The following is a 16,436-nucleotide window of genomic DNA, read 5'->3' on the forward strand; positions in this document are numbered from 1 at the left end:
TGTCTGCAGCGTAATGTGAGCCGTGCCGGAATGATTAACGGCAGCGAAGGCCAGAGTGGTAAGGGCAGGGTATGCCCGGCCAAGCCGGAGATGCGCGCATGAACGCGGCCGCCACCCTGCCGAACGGCGCGGCCCTGGTCGAAAAACTCAAGGGCAACCCGCGCCTGCCGCTGATGCTGGGCGGCGCGGCGCTGGTTGCCGCCATCGCCGTGGGCGTGATGTGGTCGCGCCAGCCCGACTACAAGGTCCTGTACACGAACCTGTCCGAACGCGACGGCGGCGCGGTGATCCAGTCGCTGCAGCAGATGAACGTCCCGTACAAGTTCGCCGAAGGCGGCGGTGCGGTGATGGTGCCGGCCGACAAGGTGGCCGAGACGCGCCTGCGCCTGGCCAGCCAGGGCCTGCCCAAGAGCGGCACCACGGGCATGGAACTGATGGACAACCAGAAGTTCGGCATCAGCCAGTTTGCCGAGCAGGTGAACTACCAGCGCGGCCTGGAAGGCGAGCTGGCCCGTTCGATCGAATCCATCGGCGCCGTGCAGTCGGCCCGCGTGCACCTGGCCATCCCCAAGCCCACGCTGTTCGTGCGCGAGCGCCAGAAGCCCACCGCGTCGGTGGTGCTGCAGCTCTACCCGGGCCGCGCCGTCGATGAAGGCCAGGTGGCCGCCATCACGCACCTGGTGTCGTCCAGCGTGCCGGAACTGACGCCCAAGTCCATTTCCATCGTCGACCAGCACGGCAACCTGCTGTCGGGCAGCAACGACCGCTCGATGGACGCCACCCAGCTCAAGTTCGTGCAGCAGGTGGAACAGGCGTACGTGAAGCGCGTGGAATCGATCCTGCTGCCGATCCTGGGCAAGGACAACGTCCACGCCCAGGTCACGGCCGACATCGATTTCTCGTCGGTCGAGCACACCGACGAAAGCTTCAAGCCGAACCAGGACCCGACCAAGGCCGCCATCCGCAGCCAGCAGACCAGCGAATCGAACCAGCAGGGCGGCTCGGCCGTCGGCGGCGTGCCCGGCGCGCTGTCGAACCAGCCGCCCGCCGCCGCCGTGGCCCCGGTGACCACGCCGCAGCCGCCGCGCCAGCCCGGCCAGCCGAATCCGCCCGCCCAGGCGCAGGCCAACCAGGCCACGCAGACGGCCGAGAAGACCGGCCCGAGCAGCAACCGCCGCGACGCCACCACCAACTACGAGCTGGACCGCACCGTGCGCCACGTGCAGCAGGCCCCGGGCGGCGTCAAGCGCCTGTCGGTGGCCGTGGTCGTGAACTACCGCAGCAAGGTGGACGCCAAGGGCAAGCCGGTCACCGAGGCGCTGACCGCCAAGGAACTGGCCCAGATCGAGAACCTGACCAAGGAAGCGATGGGCTTTTCCGCCGAGCGCGGCGATTCGCTGAACGTGGTCAACAGCCCGTTCACGGCCGAGAACAACAAGGAACCGGAACTGCCGCTCTGGAAGCAGCCGCAGATGATCGACCTGGCCAAGACCGGCGTCGGCTACCTGCTGCTGGCCCTGCTGGCGATGTTCCTGTGGTTCAAGGTGGCGCGTCCGGTGCTGCGCAAGTACACCGCGCCGCCGCTGCCGCCCACGATCGACACCGCGGACGCCGCCGCAGCGGACGCCGCGCTGCCGCCGCCGGAAGAGGAAACCAATCCGGAAGTGCTGCGCCTGGCGGCCAAATACGAAAGCGATCTCGCCCTGGTGCGCGACGCCGCGCAACGCGACCCGCGCCTGGTCGCCAGCGTAATCAAGACCTGGATGGCAAATGACGAAGGCTAACAAGGGAGCGCCCGAGAAGGGCCTGCAGAAGAGCGCCATCCTGATGATGGCGGTGGGCGAGGATTCGGCCGCCGAGGTCTTCAAGCATCTGTCGCCGCGCGAAGTGCAGCAGCTGGGCTCGGCCATGGCCAACCTGTCGGCCGTGACCCGCGAGGAAATGGCCGAGGTGCTGGCCGAGTTCCGCGGCGAGACCGAGCAGTACCTGGCGCTGAACGTGGACTCCAGCTCGTTCATCAAGAGCGTGCTGAACAAGGCGCTGGGCGAGGAACGCGCGCTGTCCGTGATCGAGGACATCCTGGAAGCCCGCGACCCGGGCGGCGGCATCGACTCGCTGAACTGGATGGAAGCCACGTCGGTGGCCGAGCTGATCAAGGACGAGCACCCGCAGATCATCGCCACGATCCTGATCCACCTGGACCGCCAGAAGTCTTCCGAGGTGCTGGGCTTCTTCACCGAGCGGCTGCGCAACGACGTGGTGCTGCGTATTGCCACGTTCGGCGGCGTGCAGCCGGGCGCGCTGCAGGAACTGACCGACGTGCTGACCAAGCTGCTGGCGGGCCAGAGCCTGAAGCGCAGCCGCATGGGCGGCGTGCGCACGGCGGCCGAGATCATCAACCTGATGAGCACGGCCCACGAGGAAGCGGTCATCGACGGCGTGCGCACGCACGACGCCGACCTGGCACAGAAGATCATCGACGAGATGTTCCTGTTCGAGAACCTGCTGGAAGTGGACGACCGCGGCATCCAGCGCGTGCTCAAGGAAATCGCCACCGAATCGCTCATCGTCGCGCTCAAGGGCGCGCCGCAGGAGCTGCGCGACAAGTTCATCCGCAACATGTCGACCCGGGCCGGCGAGATGCTGCGCGAGGACCTGGACGCGCTGGGTCCGGTGCGCGTGTCGCAGGTGGAGGCCGAGCAGAAGGCCATCCTGCAGGTGGTGAGACGCCTGGCCGAGGCCGGCGAAATCCAGATTGGCGGAGGCGACGATGCCTACGTTTGAACGCGGCTTTGCCGCAGGCCGCGGCCCGGGCCGTGGCGACCCGGGGTTCTTCGGCGCGCCGGCGGCGCCCGGCAGCGGCCAGGGCGGCCGCACGCCGGACCGGTCCGACATGCACGACATGCACGACATGCGCGACATGCGCGACGCGGGCGGCACGCCGCAGGCGCCGCGCGGCCTCGGCAACCTGCACCGCAGCGACGAAGGCTTCCAGGGCTTCGAGCCGCCCGGGCGCCGCCACACCGGCGGCGACGCCTGGAAGCGCTGGCAGCCCGAATCGCTCGACCCGCGCGACGCCCTGAAGAAGGTGCTGGCCGCGCAGTTGCCGGTGGAGCCGCCGCCCCCGCCGCCGATCGACTTCGCCGCGCTCGACGCCATGCGCGACGGCGCCCGCAAGGAAGGCTACGCCCAGGGCTACACGCAGGGGCAGACGCAGGGCTACGGCGACGGCCACCGCGAAGGCTACGCGCGCGGCCTCGAATCGGCCCGCAGCGAAGCGGCCCGGCTGCAGGAGCTGGCCGGCAACTTCCGCGACGCGCTGGGCCGCGTCGATACCGAGATTGCCGATGCGCTGATCTCGCTGGCGCTGGACGTGGCGCGCCAGCTGGTGCGCAAGACGATGGAAATCGACCCCGCCGCGCTGGTGCCCGCCGCGCGCGAACTGATCAACGCCGAGCCGCCGCTGTCAGGCGCGCCGTGCCTGCTGCTCAATCCCGACGATGTCGCGCTGGTGGAAACCCACCTGCAGGGCGAGCTCCAGGCCGCCGGCTGGACGCTGCGCGCCGACCCCGCCGTGGCACGTGGCGGCTGCATCGCCAGCGCGGCCAGCGGCGAACTGGACGGCACGCTGGCCACGCGCTGGGAGCGCGTGATCAAGGCGCTGGGCCGCAACGACCCGTGGGAGCCGCCCCATGCATGACACCCCGGCCGCCGCCCCCGCCCCCGACGCCGCCGCCGCGCACACCGGCCGCTGGCGCGACGCGCTGGCGTCCGCGTCGTCGAGCATCGCCGAGATCGACAGCAAGCGCACCTGTGGCCGCCTGACGCGCGCCGCCGGGCTGGTGCTGGAAGCCGTGGGCCTGCGCATGCCCGTGGGCAGCGACTGCCTGATAGAACTGCCGGCGGGCCAGCATTCGCATGGCGGCCCGCGCACGGCCGAGGCCGAAGTGGTGGGCTTTGGCGCCGACCGCCTCTACCTGATGCCGCAATCCGACGTGGCCGGCCTGGTGCCGGGCGCGCGCGTCTATCCGCTGGAACCGTCGCCGCTGCCCAAGGGCGTCAGCGCGCCGCGCGAGCCGGGCTCCAAGCGGCTGCCCGTGGGCGACGGCCTGCTGGGCCGCGTGCTCGACGCCGCCGGCCGTCCGCTCGATGGCCTGGGCCCGATCACGGCCGCCAGCGAGGTGCCGCTGTCGGGCGCCCAGATCAACCCGCTGATGCGCGCGCCGATCGAAACGGTGCTGGACACCGGCGTGCGCGCCATCAACGGCATGCTGACCGTGGGCCGCGGCCAGCGCATGGGCCTGTTCGCGGGCTCGGGCGTGGGCAAGTCGGTGCTGCTGGGCATGATGGCGCGCTACACGAACGCCGACGTGATCGTCGTCGGCCTGATCGGCGAGCGCGGCCGCGAAGTGAAGGAATTCATCGAGAACATCCTGGGCGAGGAAGGCCGCAAGCGGTCAGTGGTGGTGGCGGCGCCGGCCGACTGCTCGCCGCTGCTGCGCATGCAGGGCGCGGCCTACGCCACGCGGCTGGCCGAGTACTTCCGCGACAAGGGCCAGCACGTGCTGCTGATCATGGATTCGCTGACCCGCTACGCGATGGCCCAGCGCGAGATTGCGCTGGCCATCGGCGAGCCGCCCGCCACCAAGGGCTACCCGCCGTCAGTGTTCGCCAAGCTGCCGACGCTGGTGGAACGCACCGGCAACGGCCCCGAGGGCGGCGGATCGATCACCGCGTTCTACACGGTGCTGACCGAGGGCGACGACCAGCAGGACCCGATCGCCGACTCGGCCCGCGCCATCCTGGACGGCCATATCGTGCTGTCCCGCAGCCTGGCCGAGGCCGGCCACTACCCGGCCATCGACGTGGAAGCGTCGATCAGCCGCGCCATGACCGCGCTGATCGAGCCGCCGCAGTTTGCCTCCGTGCGGCGGTTCAAGCAGTTGATGTCGCGCTACCAGCGCAATCGCGACCTGATCAGCGTCGGCGCCTACGTGCCCGGCAACGACCCGGAGCTGGACCTCGCGATCCGCCTGCATCCGCGCATGGAGGCATTCCTGCAGCAGGACATCCACGAGCGCGCCGACTACGAGGCGTCGATTGCCCAGCTGCACGCGACCATCGGAGCAACCCACCATGGCTAAGACTTCGCCGCTGAACACGCTGGCCGACATCGCCCAGGACAACACGGACAAGGCCGCGCGCGAGCTGGGCCGCCTGCAGGGGCTGCGCACGCAGGCCGAGCAGCAACTGCACGCGCTGACCGAGTACCGCCACGAGTACCGCGCGCGCATGCAGGCGATTGCCGCCGAGGGCATGACGTCCAGCCGCTGGCAGGATTTCTCGCGCTTCCTGGATTCGCTGGACCACGCCATCCGCCAGCAGACCGCCACGCTGGCCAAGGCCGAGGCCGACCTGCTGGCCGGCCGCACCCACTGGCAGCAGCAGAAGCGCCGCCAGAACTCGTTCGACACGCTGATCACGCGCGCCGAGGTGCGCGAGCAGCAGGTAGCCACGCGCCGCGAACAGCGCGCCAACGACGAATACGCCGCCCGCATCGCCCGCCAGCCGGCAAGCGGCCACAACTGACCTGCCCCATACCACCATGATCGATATCAGCCAGTTGGCCGGCAACGCCGCCGCAGCCCTGAACAGCCTCAAGTCGCCGGACGCCGGCGGCAAGGGCGCCGATGCCAACCTGTTCAAGGACACGCTGACCCGCGCGCGCCAGGACGGCCAGCCGGCCGCCCAGCAGGCCAAGGTGCCCGCCAGGGACAGCAAGCCCGACGCCGGGCAGAACACCCAGAAGCCCCAGCCCGAACAGGCCGGCACGAACAACGCGCTGCCCAAGCAGGACGACGCCAAGGTTGCGAAGAAGGATGGCGCGGCCGATACGGCTGACGCTGCCGACCCCGAGACGGCCGACAAGGACGACACGGCCACGGCCAGCGCCGACGCCGCCGCCGTGGCCGCCGCACTGGCCGCCGCCGCGCTGCTGGCCCCGCTGCCCAATCCGCAGCAGGCCCAGCCCACCGGCGCCGGCGCCGATGGCACCGCGCTGACCGGCCTGCCGGGACTGCCCGGCCAGCCTGCCGCCACGGCACCCGCCACCGCAGCCAACGCCGCGCCGGCCGCCGCACCGGACGCCGCCGCGCTGCAGGCGCAGGTGGACGCCAACGTGCCGGCCGGCATCGTCACCGAAGCCCCCAAGGGCAGCGTGCCGAACGCGGGCGACACGCTGGCGCTGATCGCCCAGCAACGCGCCGCGCTGCAGAACGCCTCGCCAACCACGGCCGACAAGCTGGCCGCCGCGGCCACCACCGCCGCACCCGCGCAGGGCGCGCCGCAGCACGCAGGCGGCCAGGGCGCCGGTCAGCAGCAGGGCAACCTCGGCCAGTCGAACCAGCCGGCGCCGACCATCGCGGACAACACGCAGGCTGCTCCGTCGACCCAGCCGTCCGCCACGCCGTTCGCCGCCGCACAGGCCGCCGCCCGCACCGGCGAGGCGGCTGACACGGGCGCCACCAACAGCAGCAGCGCCGCCACGCTGGCATCCGCCCTGGCGGCGGCCCAGGCCCCGAACCACGCCGGCCATGCCAGCGCCGCCGCAGCAGCAGCCCGCCCGGTCATCGCGCCGAACGTCGGCGACAGCCAGTGGTCGCAGGCGCTGGGCCAGCAGATGGTGCGCCTGTCGACGCAAGGCAACCAGACCGCCGAGCTGGACCTGAACCCGCCCAACCTCGGCCCGCTGAAGGTGGTGCTGAACGTGGTCAACGACCAGGCCCAGGCCCAGTTCGTATCGCCCCACCAAGCCGTGCGCGCCGCCGTGGAAGCGGCGCTGCCCCAACTGCGCACGTCGATGGCCGAAGCCGGCATCCAGCTCGGCCAGACCTCGGTGGGCGCCGACGGCTTTGCCCAGGCCAACTCGGGCGGCCAGCAACAGCAGCCGCAACGCCAGGCCAGCGGCAGCAGCTTTGGCCAGACCACGGGCTTCGGCAACGAACCAGCCACCCCGGTCGCCGCCACCCCCCGCACCCCGCGCCCGCTGGCACGGGGCGAGGTGGATACGTTCGCTTGAGTCGGTACATGGCGACGAATCGCAACGTCGCCGGTTTGCTCCCCTCTCCCGCGTGCGGGAGAGGGGAGCAAACCCTCAGCCCTTCAAGCCCCACCCGGAACTTCCCCCACCCCCGCATGGTCACTTGTGCGTCCCATCCACAAGCCGCCCCCGACCATGCCCGCACGCCGTCTCCTGCTCCTGGCAGCCCTTGCCATCGCCCCGCTTGCCCACGCTGCCGATGACGGCCCCGCCTACGGCCCGCAGCTCGAAGGTTTCGACTACCCCTACTCTGTCCAGCACTACCGCTTCACGTCGCAAGGCCAGCCGCTCGACATGGCGTTCATGGACATCCAGCCCGAAAAGCCAAACGGCCGCGCCGTGGTGCTGCTGCATGGCAAGAACTTCTGCGGCGCCACGTGGCAGGAGACGATCCGCGAACTGAGCGGTGCCGGCTACCGCGTGGTGGCGCCCGACCAGGTCGGCTTCTGCAAGTCGACCAAGCCGGCGCACTATCAGTACACGTTCCAGCAACTGGCGCGTAACACGCATGACCTGCTGGCATCGATCGGCATCCGCGACGTCACCGTCATGGGCCACTCCACCGGCGGGATGCTGGCGATGCGCTACGCGCTGATGTATCCGAAGGAGACCCGCCAGCTGGTGCTCGTCAACCCGATCGGGCTGGAGGACTGGAAGGCCAAGGGCGTGCCGCCGCTGTCGGTGGACCAGTGGTACGCCCGCGAGCTGAACACCACGGCCGACCGCATCCGCAACTACGAGAAATCCACGTACTACGTGAACCAGTGGAAGCCGGCGTACGAACCGTGGGTGCAGATGCTGGCCGGCATGTACCGCGGCCCCGGCAAGCAGATCGTCGCCTGGAACTCCGCGCTGCTGTACGACATGATCTACACCCAGCCCGTGGTCTACGAAATGGGCGCCATCCAGGCCCCCACACTGCTGATGATCGGCGACAAGGACACCACGGCCATCGGGAAGGACGCCGCCCCGCCCGAGATCCAGCCCACGCTGGGCCGCTACCCCGAACTGGCCCAGCGCACGGCCAAGGCCATCCCGAACACGACGCTGGTGCAATTCCCCGAACTGGGCCACGCGCCGCAGATGCAGGACCCGGCGGCGTTCCACAAGGCGTTGCTGGAGGGGATGAAGGGCAGGTAGGGGCTGGCGCGTGACTTCCGGGCGGCCGTTACGACGGCGGCGGCATCCAGCGTGAAACAATCGCCATTCGCAACAAACGAAACGCTGCCCTTTGACATGACCTTCGACCTCTTCGACGCCCTTCCCACCGACCCCGACGCCGCGCCGGCCGCCGAGCCCCTGGCGCCCGGCGCGGTGGTGCTGCGCGGCTTTGCGCGCGAGGCCGGGCCGGCGCTGCTGGGCGCCGTGGGCGAAGTCAGCGCGGGCTCACCTTTCCGGCATCTGGTGACGCCGGGCGGGCTGCGGATGTCGGTGGCGATGACCAATTGCGGCGAGCGGGGGTGGGTGTCGGATCGCACAGGCTACCGCTACGATGGCGTCGATCCCGATTCGGGCCGGCCCTGGCCGCCGATGCCCGAGCCGTTCCGCCAACTGGCGCGCGATGCCGCCGCCGCGGCCGGATATGCCGATTTCCGGCCCGACGCCTGCCTGATCAACCGCTACCTGCCCGGCACGCGGCTGTCGCTGCACCAGGATCGTGACGAGCTGGACCTGCGCGCGCCGATCGTGTCGGTGTCGCTGGGCCTGCCGGCCACGTTCCTCTGGGGCGGGCTGCGGCGGGCCGACCGGCCGGCGCGGGTGCGGCTGGCGCATGGCGACGTGGTGGTCTGGGGTGGCCCGTCGCGGCTGGTGTTCCATGGGATCGCGCCGCTGGCCGCAGGTGACCACCCACTGACCGGTGCCGAGCGCATCAACCTGACCTTCCGCAAGACGCGCTAGCGGGGTCACGCGGCAGTTGCCTGCCTGTCGAGACAATCCTACGATAGCGACTCAGCACTTCCGCTCATCAAACAAGACCCGCATCGGCGGGCGCTCCGAGACAGATCCCGATGTCGATTACCCCCGGCCGTGCCGACGCGCGGCCTGGCGCCCCGCCGCCCCCTCCCCCGTCGCCCCAGCTTGCCGGCCGTCCCGCCGATTCGCTGTGCGCCGCCCTGCTGATCGGCGCCTGCATTGCCGCCGTCTGGATCGCCGGCAGTGCGCTGCATGCGCCGCCCGCACTGATCTGGGCCGGGGCGCTGGTCCTGTCGACGGTCTGCTGCTGGGCCGTGGGCGTGCTGCCCGAGCCCACGGCCACGCTGCTGTTCTTCCTGGCCGCCGTGGTGTTCCACATCGCGCCGCCAACCGTGGTGTTCTCCGGTTTCACGTCCACCGCGTGGTGGCTGATGTTCGGCGGCGCCGTGACCGGCGTGGCGCTGCGCAGCACGGGGCTGGCGCTGCGGCTGGCCGACATCATCTTCCGCAAGCGCGTGGGCACCTATCCGCAGGTCATCACCACCGTGGCGCTCAGCGCGGTGGGGCTGGCGTTCCTGATGCCGTCCACCACGGGCCGCGTGCTGCTGCTGATGCCGATCGTGCTGGCGCTGGCGGACCGGCTGGGCTTTGCCCCGGCGTCCAACGGCCGCATCGGCATGGTGATGACCGTGGCGCTGGCCAGCTACATGCCGCCCACCACGATCCTTCCGGCCAATATCCCGAACAGCGTGCTGCTGGGCGCGGCCAGTTCGCTGTACCACATCAACCTCAGCTACGGCAGCTACCTGCTGCTGCATTTCCCGGTGCTGGGCGCGCTGAAGACCGTGCTGCTGATCTGGATGATCTGCAAGCTGTTCCCGGAAAAAGGCCCGCTGCCGGCGCAGGCGCCCGTCACGGCCACGGCGATGGGCGCGCAGGAGCGGATGCTGGCCATCATCCTGGCGCTGGCCGTGGCCGGGTTCGCCACCGATGCGTGGCACGGCATCTCGCCCGCCTGGATCTCGCTGGCCGCCTGCATCGTGTGCCTGCTGCCCGGCATCGGGCTGGTGTCGCCAAAGGCGCTGTCCGAGCAGGCCCACCTGGTGCCGCTGATCTACGTGGCGGGCTTTCTGGGGCTGGGCGCCGTGGTGGAATCCACGGGCCTGGGCAGCGCCATCAGCGCCGGGCTGCTGCACGTGCTGCCGCTGACGCCGGGCCACACGGCGGCCAATGTCGGCACGATCGGGGCGATGGGGGCGGTGCTGGGGATGATGTCGACGCTGCCGGCGCTGCCGGCCGTGCTCACGCCGCTGGCGCGCGACCTGGCAACCGCCACGGGGCTGCCGCTGGAAACGGTGCTGATGCTGCAGGTGCCGGTGTTCTCGACCGTGTTCTTTCCGTACCAGTCGCCGCCGATCGTGATTGCGATGCAGCTTGGCGGCGTGGGGCTGCGGCATGGCACGCGGCTGTGCCTGGCGATGGCGGCGCTGACGATCGTGCTGCTGCTGCCGCTCGACTACTTCTGGTGGAAGCTGCTGGGCTACCTGCCCTGATGCGCGGCGCCTACCACTCCAGCTTGTCCAGCAGTGCATCGCTCATCACGCGCGGCTCGATGACGAGGTCCAGGTCGTAGGCGCCCAGCAGCGCCAGCAGCTGCGCCACGCTGATGGTTTCGGGATTCAGTTCCATATGGGACACGCGGCTCTGGCTGATGGCCAGCCGCGCGGCGGCGTCGGCCTGGGTCAGGCCGGCGATCTTGCGCGCGCCCTGGAGCACCTGCCCCAATTGCTCGCTGGTGGTAATGGTGACTCTGGCGGACATCTCGGTCTACCCGGCAGTAGGTACCTCCCGAATCTATCAATTTCCACCGGCAATCGACAAATTCTTCGTGGCTGACGTTTGCGGAGATGCTGCCAATACCCATCCGATGGGTAGATTTGCGCGCAGTCGTTGCCAAAAACAAACGGCGCGCGGTCAGCGCAGGTAGTCGCGGAAGCTGGCGCGGATTTCCTCGACGTTGGCCAGCGTGCCGGTCAGGTGGCCGCGCAGCGCCGCCTCGGCACCGGGCACGTCACCGGCCGCAATGGCGTCGACGATGGCCGCATGGTCGCGCAGCACCGCATGAGCCTTGCCAGGAATCGGCAGGTGCAGGCGGCGCAGGCGGTCCAGGTGGCCGCTCTGGCGGCGCACCAGCCCGAACAGGTCGGGCACGGCGGCGGCCTCGTAGAGCTGGCGATGGAAATACTGGTCGTTGGCTGTGAATTCGGCCAGATCGTCGAGTTCCAGCATGCGCTGCTGGCGCGCGATGGTGGCACGCAGCCGGTCCACCAGGGCGGCGTCGGGCGCGCCGGCCAGCGCGCGGACGATCTCCACCTCCACCGACCGGCGCAGGAAGTGCGCCTGCCGTGCCAGCGCCACGTCGATCCGGCTCACGCGCGTGGCGTGCTGCGGGAACACGTCGACCAGCCCTTCCTCGGCCAGCCGCATCAGCGCGTCGCGCACGGGCGTCTGGCTGATGCCGTATTGCAGCGCCAGCTCCGGGCGGGACAGCACCGTGCCGGGCGGCAGCGCCAGCGAGATGATCTGGTCGCGCATGTGCTCGAACACCTGCGGCGCCGCCTGGCGCGTGCGGTCGAAGTGGAACTGGGCGGGATTGGGTAGCGTGGCGGCCATGCGAAGGTGACAAGTGCGTTGGGCGCGATTCTAGCTGAACGAACGAGGGGAAGATCGCGTTGACGTACTAATATATTAGTGCTTTAATCCAGCGAAACACGGTCGTCGTACAAGTGAACGGCCGAATGATTACCAAGTGGAAGAGACAACCATGACGGCACCGAAGAAGACGCCGGACCAGCTACGCAGCGCGCGCTGGTTCGCGCCCGACGACTTGCGTTCGTCCGGGCATCGCTCCCGGATCATGCAGATGGGCTACGCGCCCGATGAATGGATGGGCAAGCCGCTCATCGCGATCATCAACACCTGGTCCGACATCAACCCCTGCCACGCGCACTTCAAGCAGCGCGTGGACGACGTGAAGCGCGGCATCCTGCAGGCCGGCGGTTTCCCCGTGGAACTGCCGGCCATTTCGTTGTCCGAGAGCTCGGTCAAGCCGACCACGATGCTCTACCGCAACCTGCTGGCCATCGAGACCGAGGAGCTGATCCGCTCCCACCCCATCGACGGCGCCGTGCTGATGGGCGGCTGCGACAAGACCACGCCGGGCCTGCTGATGGGCGCCACCAGCGCCGGCGTGCCGGCCATCTATGTGCCCGCCGGCACCATGCTGCGCGGCAACTACAAGGGCCAGGTGCTGGGGTCGGGCTCCGACGCCTGGAAGTTCTGGGACGAGCGCCGCGCGGGCAACATCAGCAAGACCGAATGGATCGGCATCGAGGGCGGCATCGCGCGCAGCCACGGCACCTGCATGACGATGGGCACGGCCAGCACGATGACGGCCATCGCCGAGACCATCGGCATGACGCTGCCCGGCGCGTCGTCGATCCCGGCCGCCGACGCCAACCATATCCGCATGTGCTCCGAGGCCGGCCGCCGCATCGTCGGCATGGTCTGGGAAGACCTGACGCCCCAGCGCATCCAGACGCACGCGTCGTTCGAAAACGCCATCGCGGTGGCCATGGCGATGGGCTGCTCCACCAACGCCATCATCCACGTCATCGCCATGGCCCGCCGCGCCGGCCACGACATCGGCCTGGACGACTTCGACCGCATGAGCCGCCACGTGCCCGTGATTGCCAATATCCGGCCCAGCGGCGACAAGTACCTGATGGAGGACTTCTTCTACGCGGGCGGGCTGCCGGCGCTGATGACGCGCATCCGGGACAAGCTGCACCTGGACGCGCCCACGGTCACGGGCCGCACGCTGGGCGAGAACATCGCCGGCGCCGAGGTACACAACGACGACGTGATCCGCACCCCGGCCAACGCGCTGTACCAGGAAGGCGCGCTGGCCGTCCTGCGTGGCAACATCGCCCCCGACGGCTGCGTGATCAAGCCCAGCGCCTGCGAGAAGCGGTTTTTCCGGCATACGGGGCCGGCGCTGGTGTTCGACGACTATCCGTCGATGAAGGCAGCCGTCGAGGACGAGACGCTGGACGTGACCGCCGACCACATCCTGATCCTGCGCAACGCCGGCCCGCTGGGCGGCCCCGGCATGCCCGAGTGGGGCATGCTGCCGATTCCGAAGAAACTGGTGAAGCAGGGCGTGCGCGACATGCTGCGGATGTCCGACGCGCGCATGAGCGGCACCAGCTACGGCGCCTGCATCCTGCACGTGGCGCCCGAGGCGTATATCGGCGGCCCGTTCGCACTGGTCCGCACCGGCGACCTGATCACCGTGGATATCGACCAGCGCCGCATCCACCTGGAAGTGTCCGACGAGGAACTGGCGGCCCGCCGCGCCGCCTGGACCCCGCCGCCGCCGCGCTACGCGCGCGGCTACGGCTACATCTTTTCGCAGCACGTGCGGCAGGCCAACGACGGCTGCGACTTCGACTTCCTGCAAACCGACTTCGGCGCCCCCGTGGGCGAACCGAGCATCTACTGAGGCCCGACCGATGACCCCGCTCAGTTCCAGCCTGCGCGATGCGCTGAAGACCGTCAGCACGGCCACGCTGTGCACCGCGCTGTTCAAGCGCGGCCTGCGCAACCAGTTCATCCAGGACGTGCGGCCGCTGAACCCGGCCGGCGGCACGATGGTCGGCCCGGCCTTCACACTGCGCTACATCCCCGCCCGCGAGGACCTGAACCCAATCACCGTGTTCCAGGACCCGAACCACCCGCAGCGCCAGGCCATCGAGCAGTGCCCGCCCGGCGCCGTGCTGGTGATCGACAGCCGCAAGGACGCCCGCGCCGCCAGCGCCGGGTCCATCCTGGTCACGCGGCTGATGCAGCGCGGCGGCGCGGGCATCGTCACCGACGGCGGCTTCCGCGACTCGCCCGAGATCGCGCAGATGGCGATGCCGGCCTATCACCACCGCCCGTCGGCACCGACCAACCTGACGCTGCACCAGGCGCTGGAGTTCGACGTGCCGATCGGCTGCGGTGACGTGGCGGTGTTCCCCGGCGACGTGATGGTCGGCGACGCCGAGGGCGTGGTCGTCATTCCGCGCCACATGGCCGAGGAAATCGCCGCCGAGGCGGTGGAGATGACCGCGTTCGAGGACTTCGTGACCGAACAGGTCCGCAACGGCCGCTCGATCATCGGCCTCTACCCCCCGACATCCGAGCAGGCCCGCGAGGACTTTGCCGCATGGCGAAAGGCAGCCGGCCGCTGAGGCGGCGGCTGGAAACACACCCACTGTTTGCTCCCCTCTCGCACGCGAGAGGGGAGAAAAATCGAAACGACACCACCACAAGAACACCCCGGAGACCCCCATGCCCACCCCTCCCCGCATCGCCGCCCTCGCCCTGGCCGCTGCCACGCTTGCCCTGCCCGCGCACGCGCAAGACCCGTGGCCCACGCGGTCGGTGACCATCATCGTGCCGTTCACGCCGGGGGGCGGCACCGACATCGGCACGCGGCTGGTGGCGCAGCGGCTGGCGCAGCTCTGGGGCCAGCCCGTCGTGGTGGACAACCGTCCCGGCGCGGCCGGCAACGTGGGGCTGGAACTGACCGCCCGGGCCAAGCCAGACGGCTACACGCTGGTGGCCGGCAACGTCGGCACGCAGTCGATCAACCCGTTTCTCTACAAGAAGCTCAACTACAAGCCCGACAGCTTCGTGCCCGTGACGATGATGGCCGAGCTGCCGTTCGCGCTGGTGGTCACGCCGGGGCTGCCCGCCAGGACGCCGAAGGAACTGGTGGCGCTGGCCAAGGCCAAGCCGGGCAAGCTGACGTTTGCCAGCTCCGGCACGGGCGGCTCGCCGCACCTGTCGGGCGAGATCTTCAAGGCCGCCACCGGCACCGACATGCTGCACGTGCCCTACAAGGGCGGCGGCGCCGCGATGACCGACCTGATGGCCGGCAACGTCGACATGCTGTTCGCGTCGATCCTGGAGACCACGGGCCACGTCAAGGCCGGCAAGCTGCGCGCGCTGGCGGTAACGGGGTCGGTGCGCTCGCCGTCGATGCCCGACGTGCCGACGCTGGCCGAGGCCGGCATCCAGAACGCGGAATCCGGCTCGTGGGTGGGCCTGCTGGCCCCCGCCGGCACGCCGAAGGACGTCGTCGACAAGATCGCCGCCGACGTGAAGAAGGTGGTGGCCATGCCCGAGGTGAAGAAGCAGCTCGTGGAACAGGGCGCGATTCCGGTGGGCAGCACGCCGCAGCAGTTTGCCGAGACCATTGCCAATGACCGCAAGCGTTACGCAAGGATCATCGCCGATAATCACCTGAGCGCCGACTGACCGCGCCCTTTCCCACCCAACGGACACCAAGGACCCCTTCCGCATGAAACCCCGCCTCCTGCAGCATGGCCGGCTGCCCGAACAGACCGAAGCCCGCCTGGCCGAGCATTTCGACGTGCATCCGTTCTGGGCCGAAAGCGACCCGGCCGCCTACCTGGCGCAACACGGCGGCGAGTTCGTGGCGATGACCACGCGCGCCGCCACGGGCGTGGACGCCACGATGCTGGCCGCGCTGCCGAATCTGCGCGTCGTTTCCAGCTTCGGCGTGGGGCTGGACAAGCTCGACCTCGACACGGCCCGCGCGCGCGGCATCGCCGTGGGTTACACACCCGACGTGCTCAACGACTGCGTGGCCGACACCGCCTTCGCGCTGCTGATGGACGCGGCGCGCCAGGTCAGCGCCGCCGACCGCTACGTGCGGCGCGGCGCATGGCCGCGCGGCCCGTACCCGCTCACCACGCGCGTGAGCGGCAAGCGGCTGGGCATCGTCGGCATGGGCCGCATCGGCCGGGTCATCGCCAAGCGGTCCAGCGGGTTCGACATGGAAGTACGCTACTTCGGCCGCAAGGCGCAGGACGGCGTGCCGTACGGCTTCGAGCCATCGCTGCCGGCGCTGGCCGAATGGGCCGACTTCCTGGTGATTGCCGCCTCGGGCGGGCCCGAGACGCGCCACCTCGTGTCGGCCGACGTGCTCAAGGCGCTGGGCCCGCAGGGCTACCTGATCAACATCGCGCGCGGCACCGTGGTCGACGAGGCCGCGCTGGTCGATGCGCTGGCGAACCAGCGCATCGCCGGCGCCGGGCTGGACGTGTTCGAGGACGAGCCCAACGTGCCGCCCGCGCTGTTCGGGCTGGACAACGTGGTGCTGCTGCCCCACGTGGCCAGCGGCACGCACGAGACCCGCGCCGCCATGGCCGGGCTGGTGTTCGACAACCTGCAGAGCTTCTTTGCCACCGGGGCCGTCCTGCGGTCCGCGATCTGAGGCGCTGAAAAAGCGTAGCCGGGTCGACTCCCGGCGCAAACCCGCGCGCGGCCCGGCCCGCGGCGCGGCGCGGCT

Annotated in this window: 15 protein-coding genes; 13 read left to right on the plus strand and 2 right to left on the minus strand. The window is 70.1% G+C overall.

Annotated features, from left to right (window positions below; translation table 11 throughout):
- The first annotated feature begins 98 nt into the window (after positions 1–98).
- The 9 genes from fliF (at position 99) to EPAKOI_RS22565 (ending at position 10,566) form a co-directional block, all read left to right on the plus strand.
- Positions 99–1,784, plus strand: a complete 1,686-nt coding sequence (gene fliF / locus EPAKOI_RS22525) for a flagellar basal-body MS-ring/collar protein FliF (RefSeq protein WP_124686115.1) — start codon at positions 99–101, stop codon at positions 1,782–1,784.
- On the plus strand, positions 1,771–2,784 hold the full coding sequence (fliG, locus tag EPAKOI_RS22530) for a flagellar motor switch protein FliG (protein WP_124686114.1): 1,014 nt from the start codon (positions 1,771–1,773) through the stop codon (positions 2,782–2,784). The genes fliF and fliG overlap by 14 nt, the downstream gene beginning before the upstream one ends.
- Entirely contained in the window at positions 2,771–3,700 is a 930-nt protein-coding gene (gene fliH / locus EPAKOI_RS22535) for a flagellar assembly protein FliH (RefSeq protein ID WP_423193744.1), read from the plus strand. Before fliG ends, fliH begins: the two co-directional genes overlap by 14 nt.
- Positions 3,693–5,144: a flagellar protein export ATPase FliI gene (gene fliI / locus EPAKOI_RS22540; protein WP_124686112.1), complete on the plus strand. Its 1,452-nt coding sequence runs from the start codon at positions 3,693–3,695 to the stop codon at positions 5,142–5,144. Before fliH ends, fliI begins: the two co-directional genes overlap by 8 nt.
- Positions 5,137–5,589, plus strand: coding sequence for a flagellar export protein FliJ (fliJ, locus tag EPAKOI_RS22545; RefSeq protein WP_124686111.1), 453 nt, complete (start codon positions 5,137–5,139; stop codon positions 5,587–5,589). The genes fliI and fliJ overlap by 8 nt, the downstream gene beginning before the upstream one ends.
- A 16-nt stretch (positions 5,590–5,605) precedes the next feature.
- Positions 5,606–7,078, plus strand: a complete 1,473-nt coding sequence (locus EPAKOI_RS22550) for a flagellar hook-length control protein FliK (protein ID WP_423193745.1) — start codon at positions 5,606–5,608, stop codon at positions 7,076–7,078.
- A 156-nt stretch (positions 7,079–7,234) separates the two neighbouring features.
- Positions 7,235–8,239, plus strand: coding sequence for an alpha/beta fold hydrolase (locus EPAKOI_RS22555; RefSeq protein WP_423193746.1), 1,005 nt, complete (start codon positions 7,235–7,237; stop codon positions 8,237–8,239).
- A 96-nt stretch (positions 8,240–8,335) separates the two neighbouring features.
- Positions 8,336–8,998 carry a DNA oxidative demethylase AlkB gene (gene alkB, locus EPAKOI_RS22560; RefSeq protein WP_423193747.1) on the plus strand — a complete coding sequence of 221 codons (663 nt, stop codon included), beginning with the start codon at positions 8,336–8,338 and terminating at the stop codon, positions 8,996–8,998.
- A gap of 110 nt (positions 8,999–9,108) precedes the next feature.
- Complete coding sequence (locus EPAKOI_RS22565) at positions 9,109–10,566, plus strand: SLC13 family permease (RefSeq protein WP_423193748.1); 1,458 nt, start codon at positions 9,109–9,111, stop codon at positions 10,564–10,566.
- Between the two features lie 10 nt (positions 10,567–10,576).
- On the opposite strand, the gene EPAKOI_RS22570 is transcribed toward EPAKOI_RS22565, so the two are convergent.
- Both EPAKOI_RS22570 and EPAKOI_RS22575 read right to left on the minus strand, forming a co-directional pair.
- Complete coding sequence (locus EPAKOI_RS22570; RefSeq protein WP_124686106.1) at positions 10,577–10,834, minus strand: helix-turn-helix domain-containing protein; 258 nt, start codon at positions 10,832–10,834, stop codon at positions 10,577–10,579.
- A gap of 153 nt (positions 10,835–10,987) precedes the next feature.
- Positions 10,988–11,686 (minus strand): GntR family transcriptional regulator, encoded by a 699-nt coding sequence (locus EPAKOI_RS22575; RefSeq protein WP_423193749.1) that lies wholly within the window; start codon positions 11,684–11,686, stop codon positions 10,988–10,990.
- A gap of 151 nt (positions 11,687–11,837) precedes the next feature.
- Between EPAKOI_RS22575 and araD the strand changes: the two genes are divergently transcribed.
- From araD to EPAKOI_RS22595, 4 genes are all read left to right on the plus strand, one after another.
- Entirely contained in the window at positions 11,838–13,577 is a 1,740-nt protein-coding gene (gene araD / locus EPAKOI_RS22580) for an L-arabinonate dehydratase (RefSeq protein ID WP_423193750.1), read from the plus strand.
- A 10-nt stretch (positions 13,578–13,587) separates the two neighbouring features.
- Entirely contained in the window at positions 13,588–14,307 is a 720-nt protein-coding gene (locus EPAKOI_RS22585; RefSeq protein WP_124686103.1) for a ribonuclease activity regulator RraA, read from the plus strand.
- 100 nt (positions 14,308–14,407) lie between these two features.
- Entirely contained in the window at positions 14,408–15,379 is a 972-nt protein-coding gene (locus EPAKOI_RS22590; RefSeq protein WP_423193751.1) for a Bug family tripartite tricarboxylate transporter substrate binding protein, read from the plus strand.
- Between the two features lie 43 nt (positions 15,380–15,422).
- On the plus strand, positions 15,423–16,361 hold the full coding sequence (locus EPAKOI_RS22595) for a 2-hydroxyacid dehydrogenase (RefSeq protein ID WP_423193752.1): 939 nt from the start codon (positions 15,423–15,425) through the stop codon (positions 16,359–16,361).
- Positions 16,362–16,436: the final 75 nt, after the last annotated feature.

Source organism: Cupriavidus sp. H18C2, assembly GCF_049393795.1.
GTDB classification, from domain to species: Bacteria; Pseudomonadota; Gammaproteobacteria; order Burkholderiales; family Burkholderiaceae; genus Cupriavidus; species Cupriavidus pauculus_C.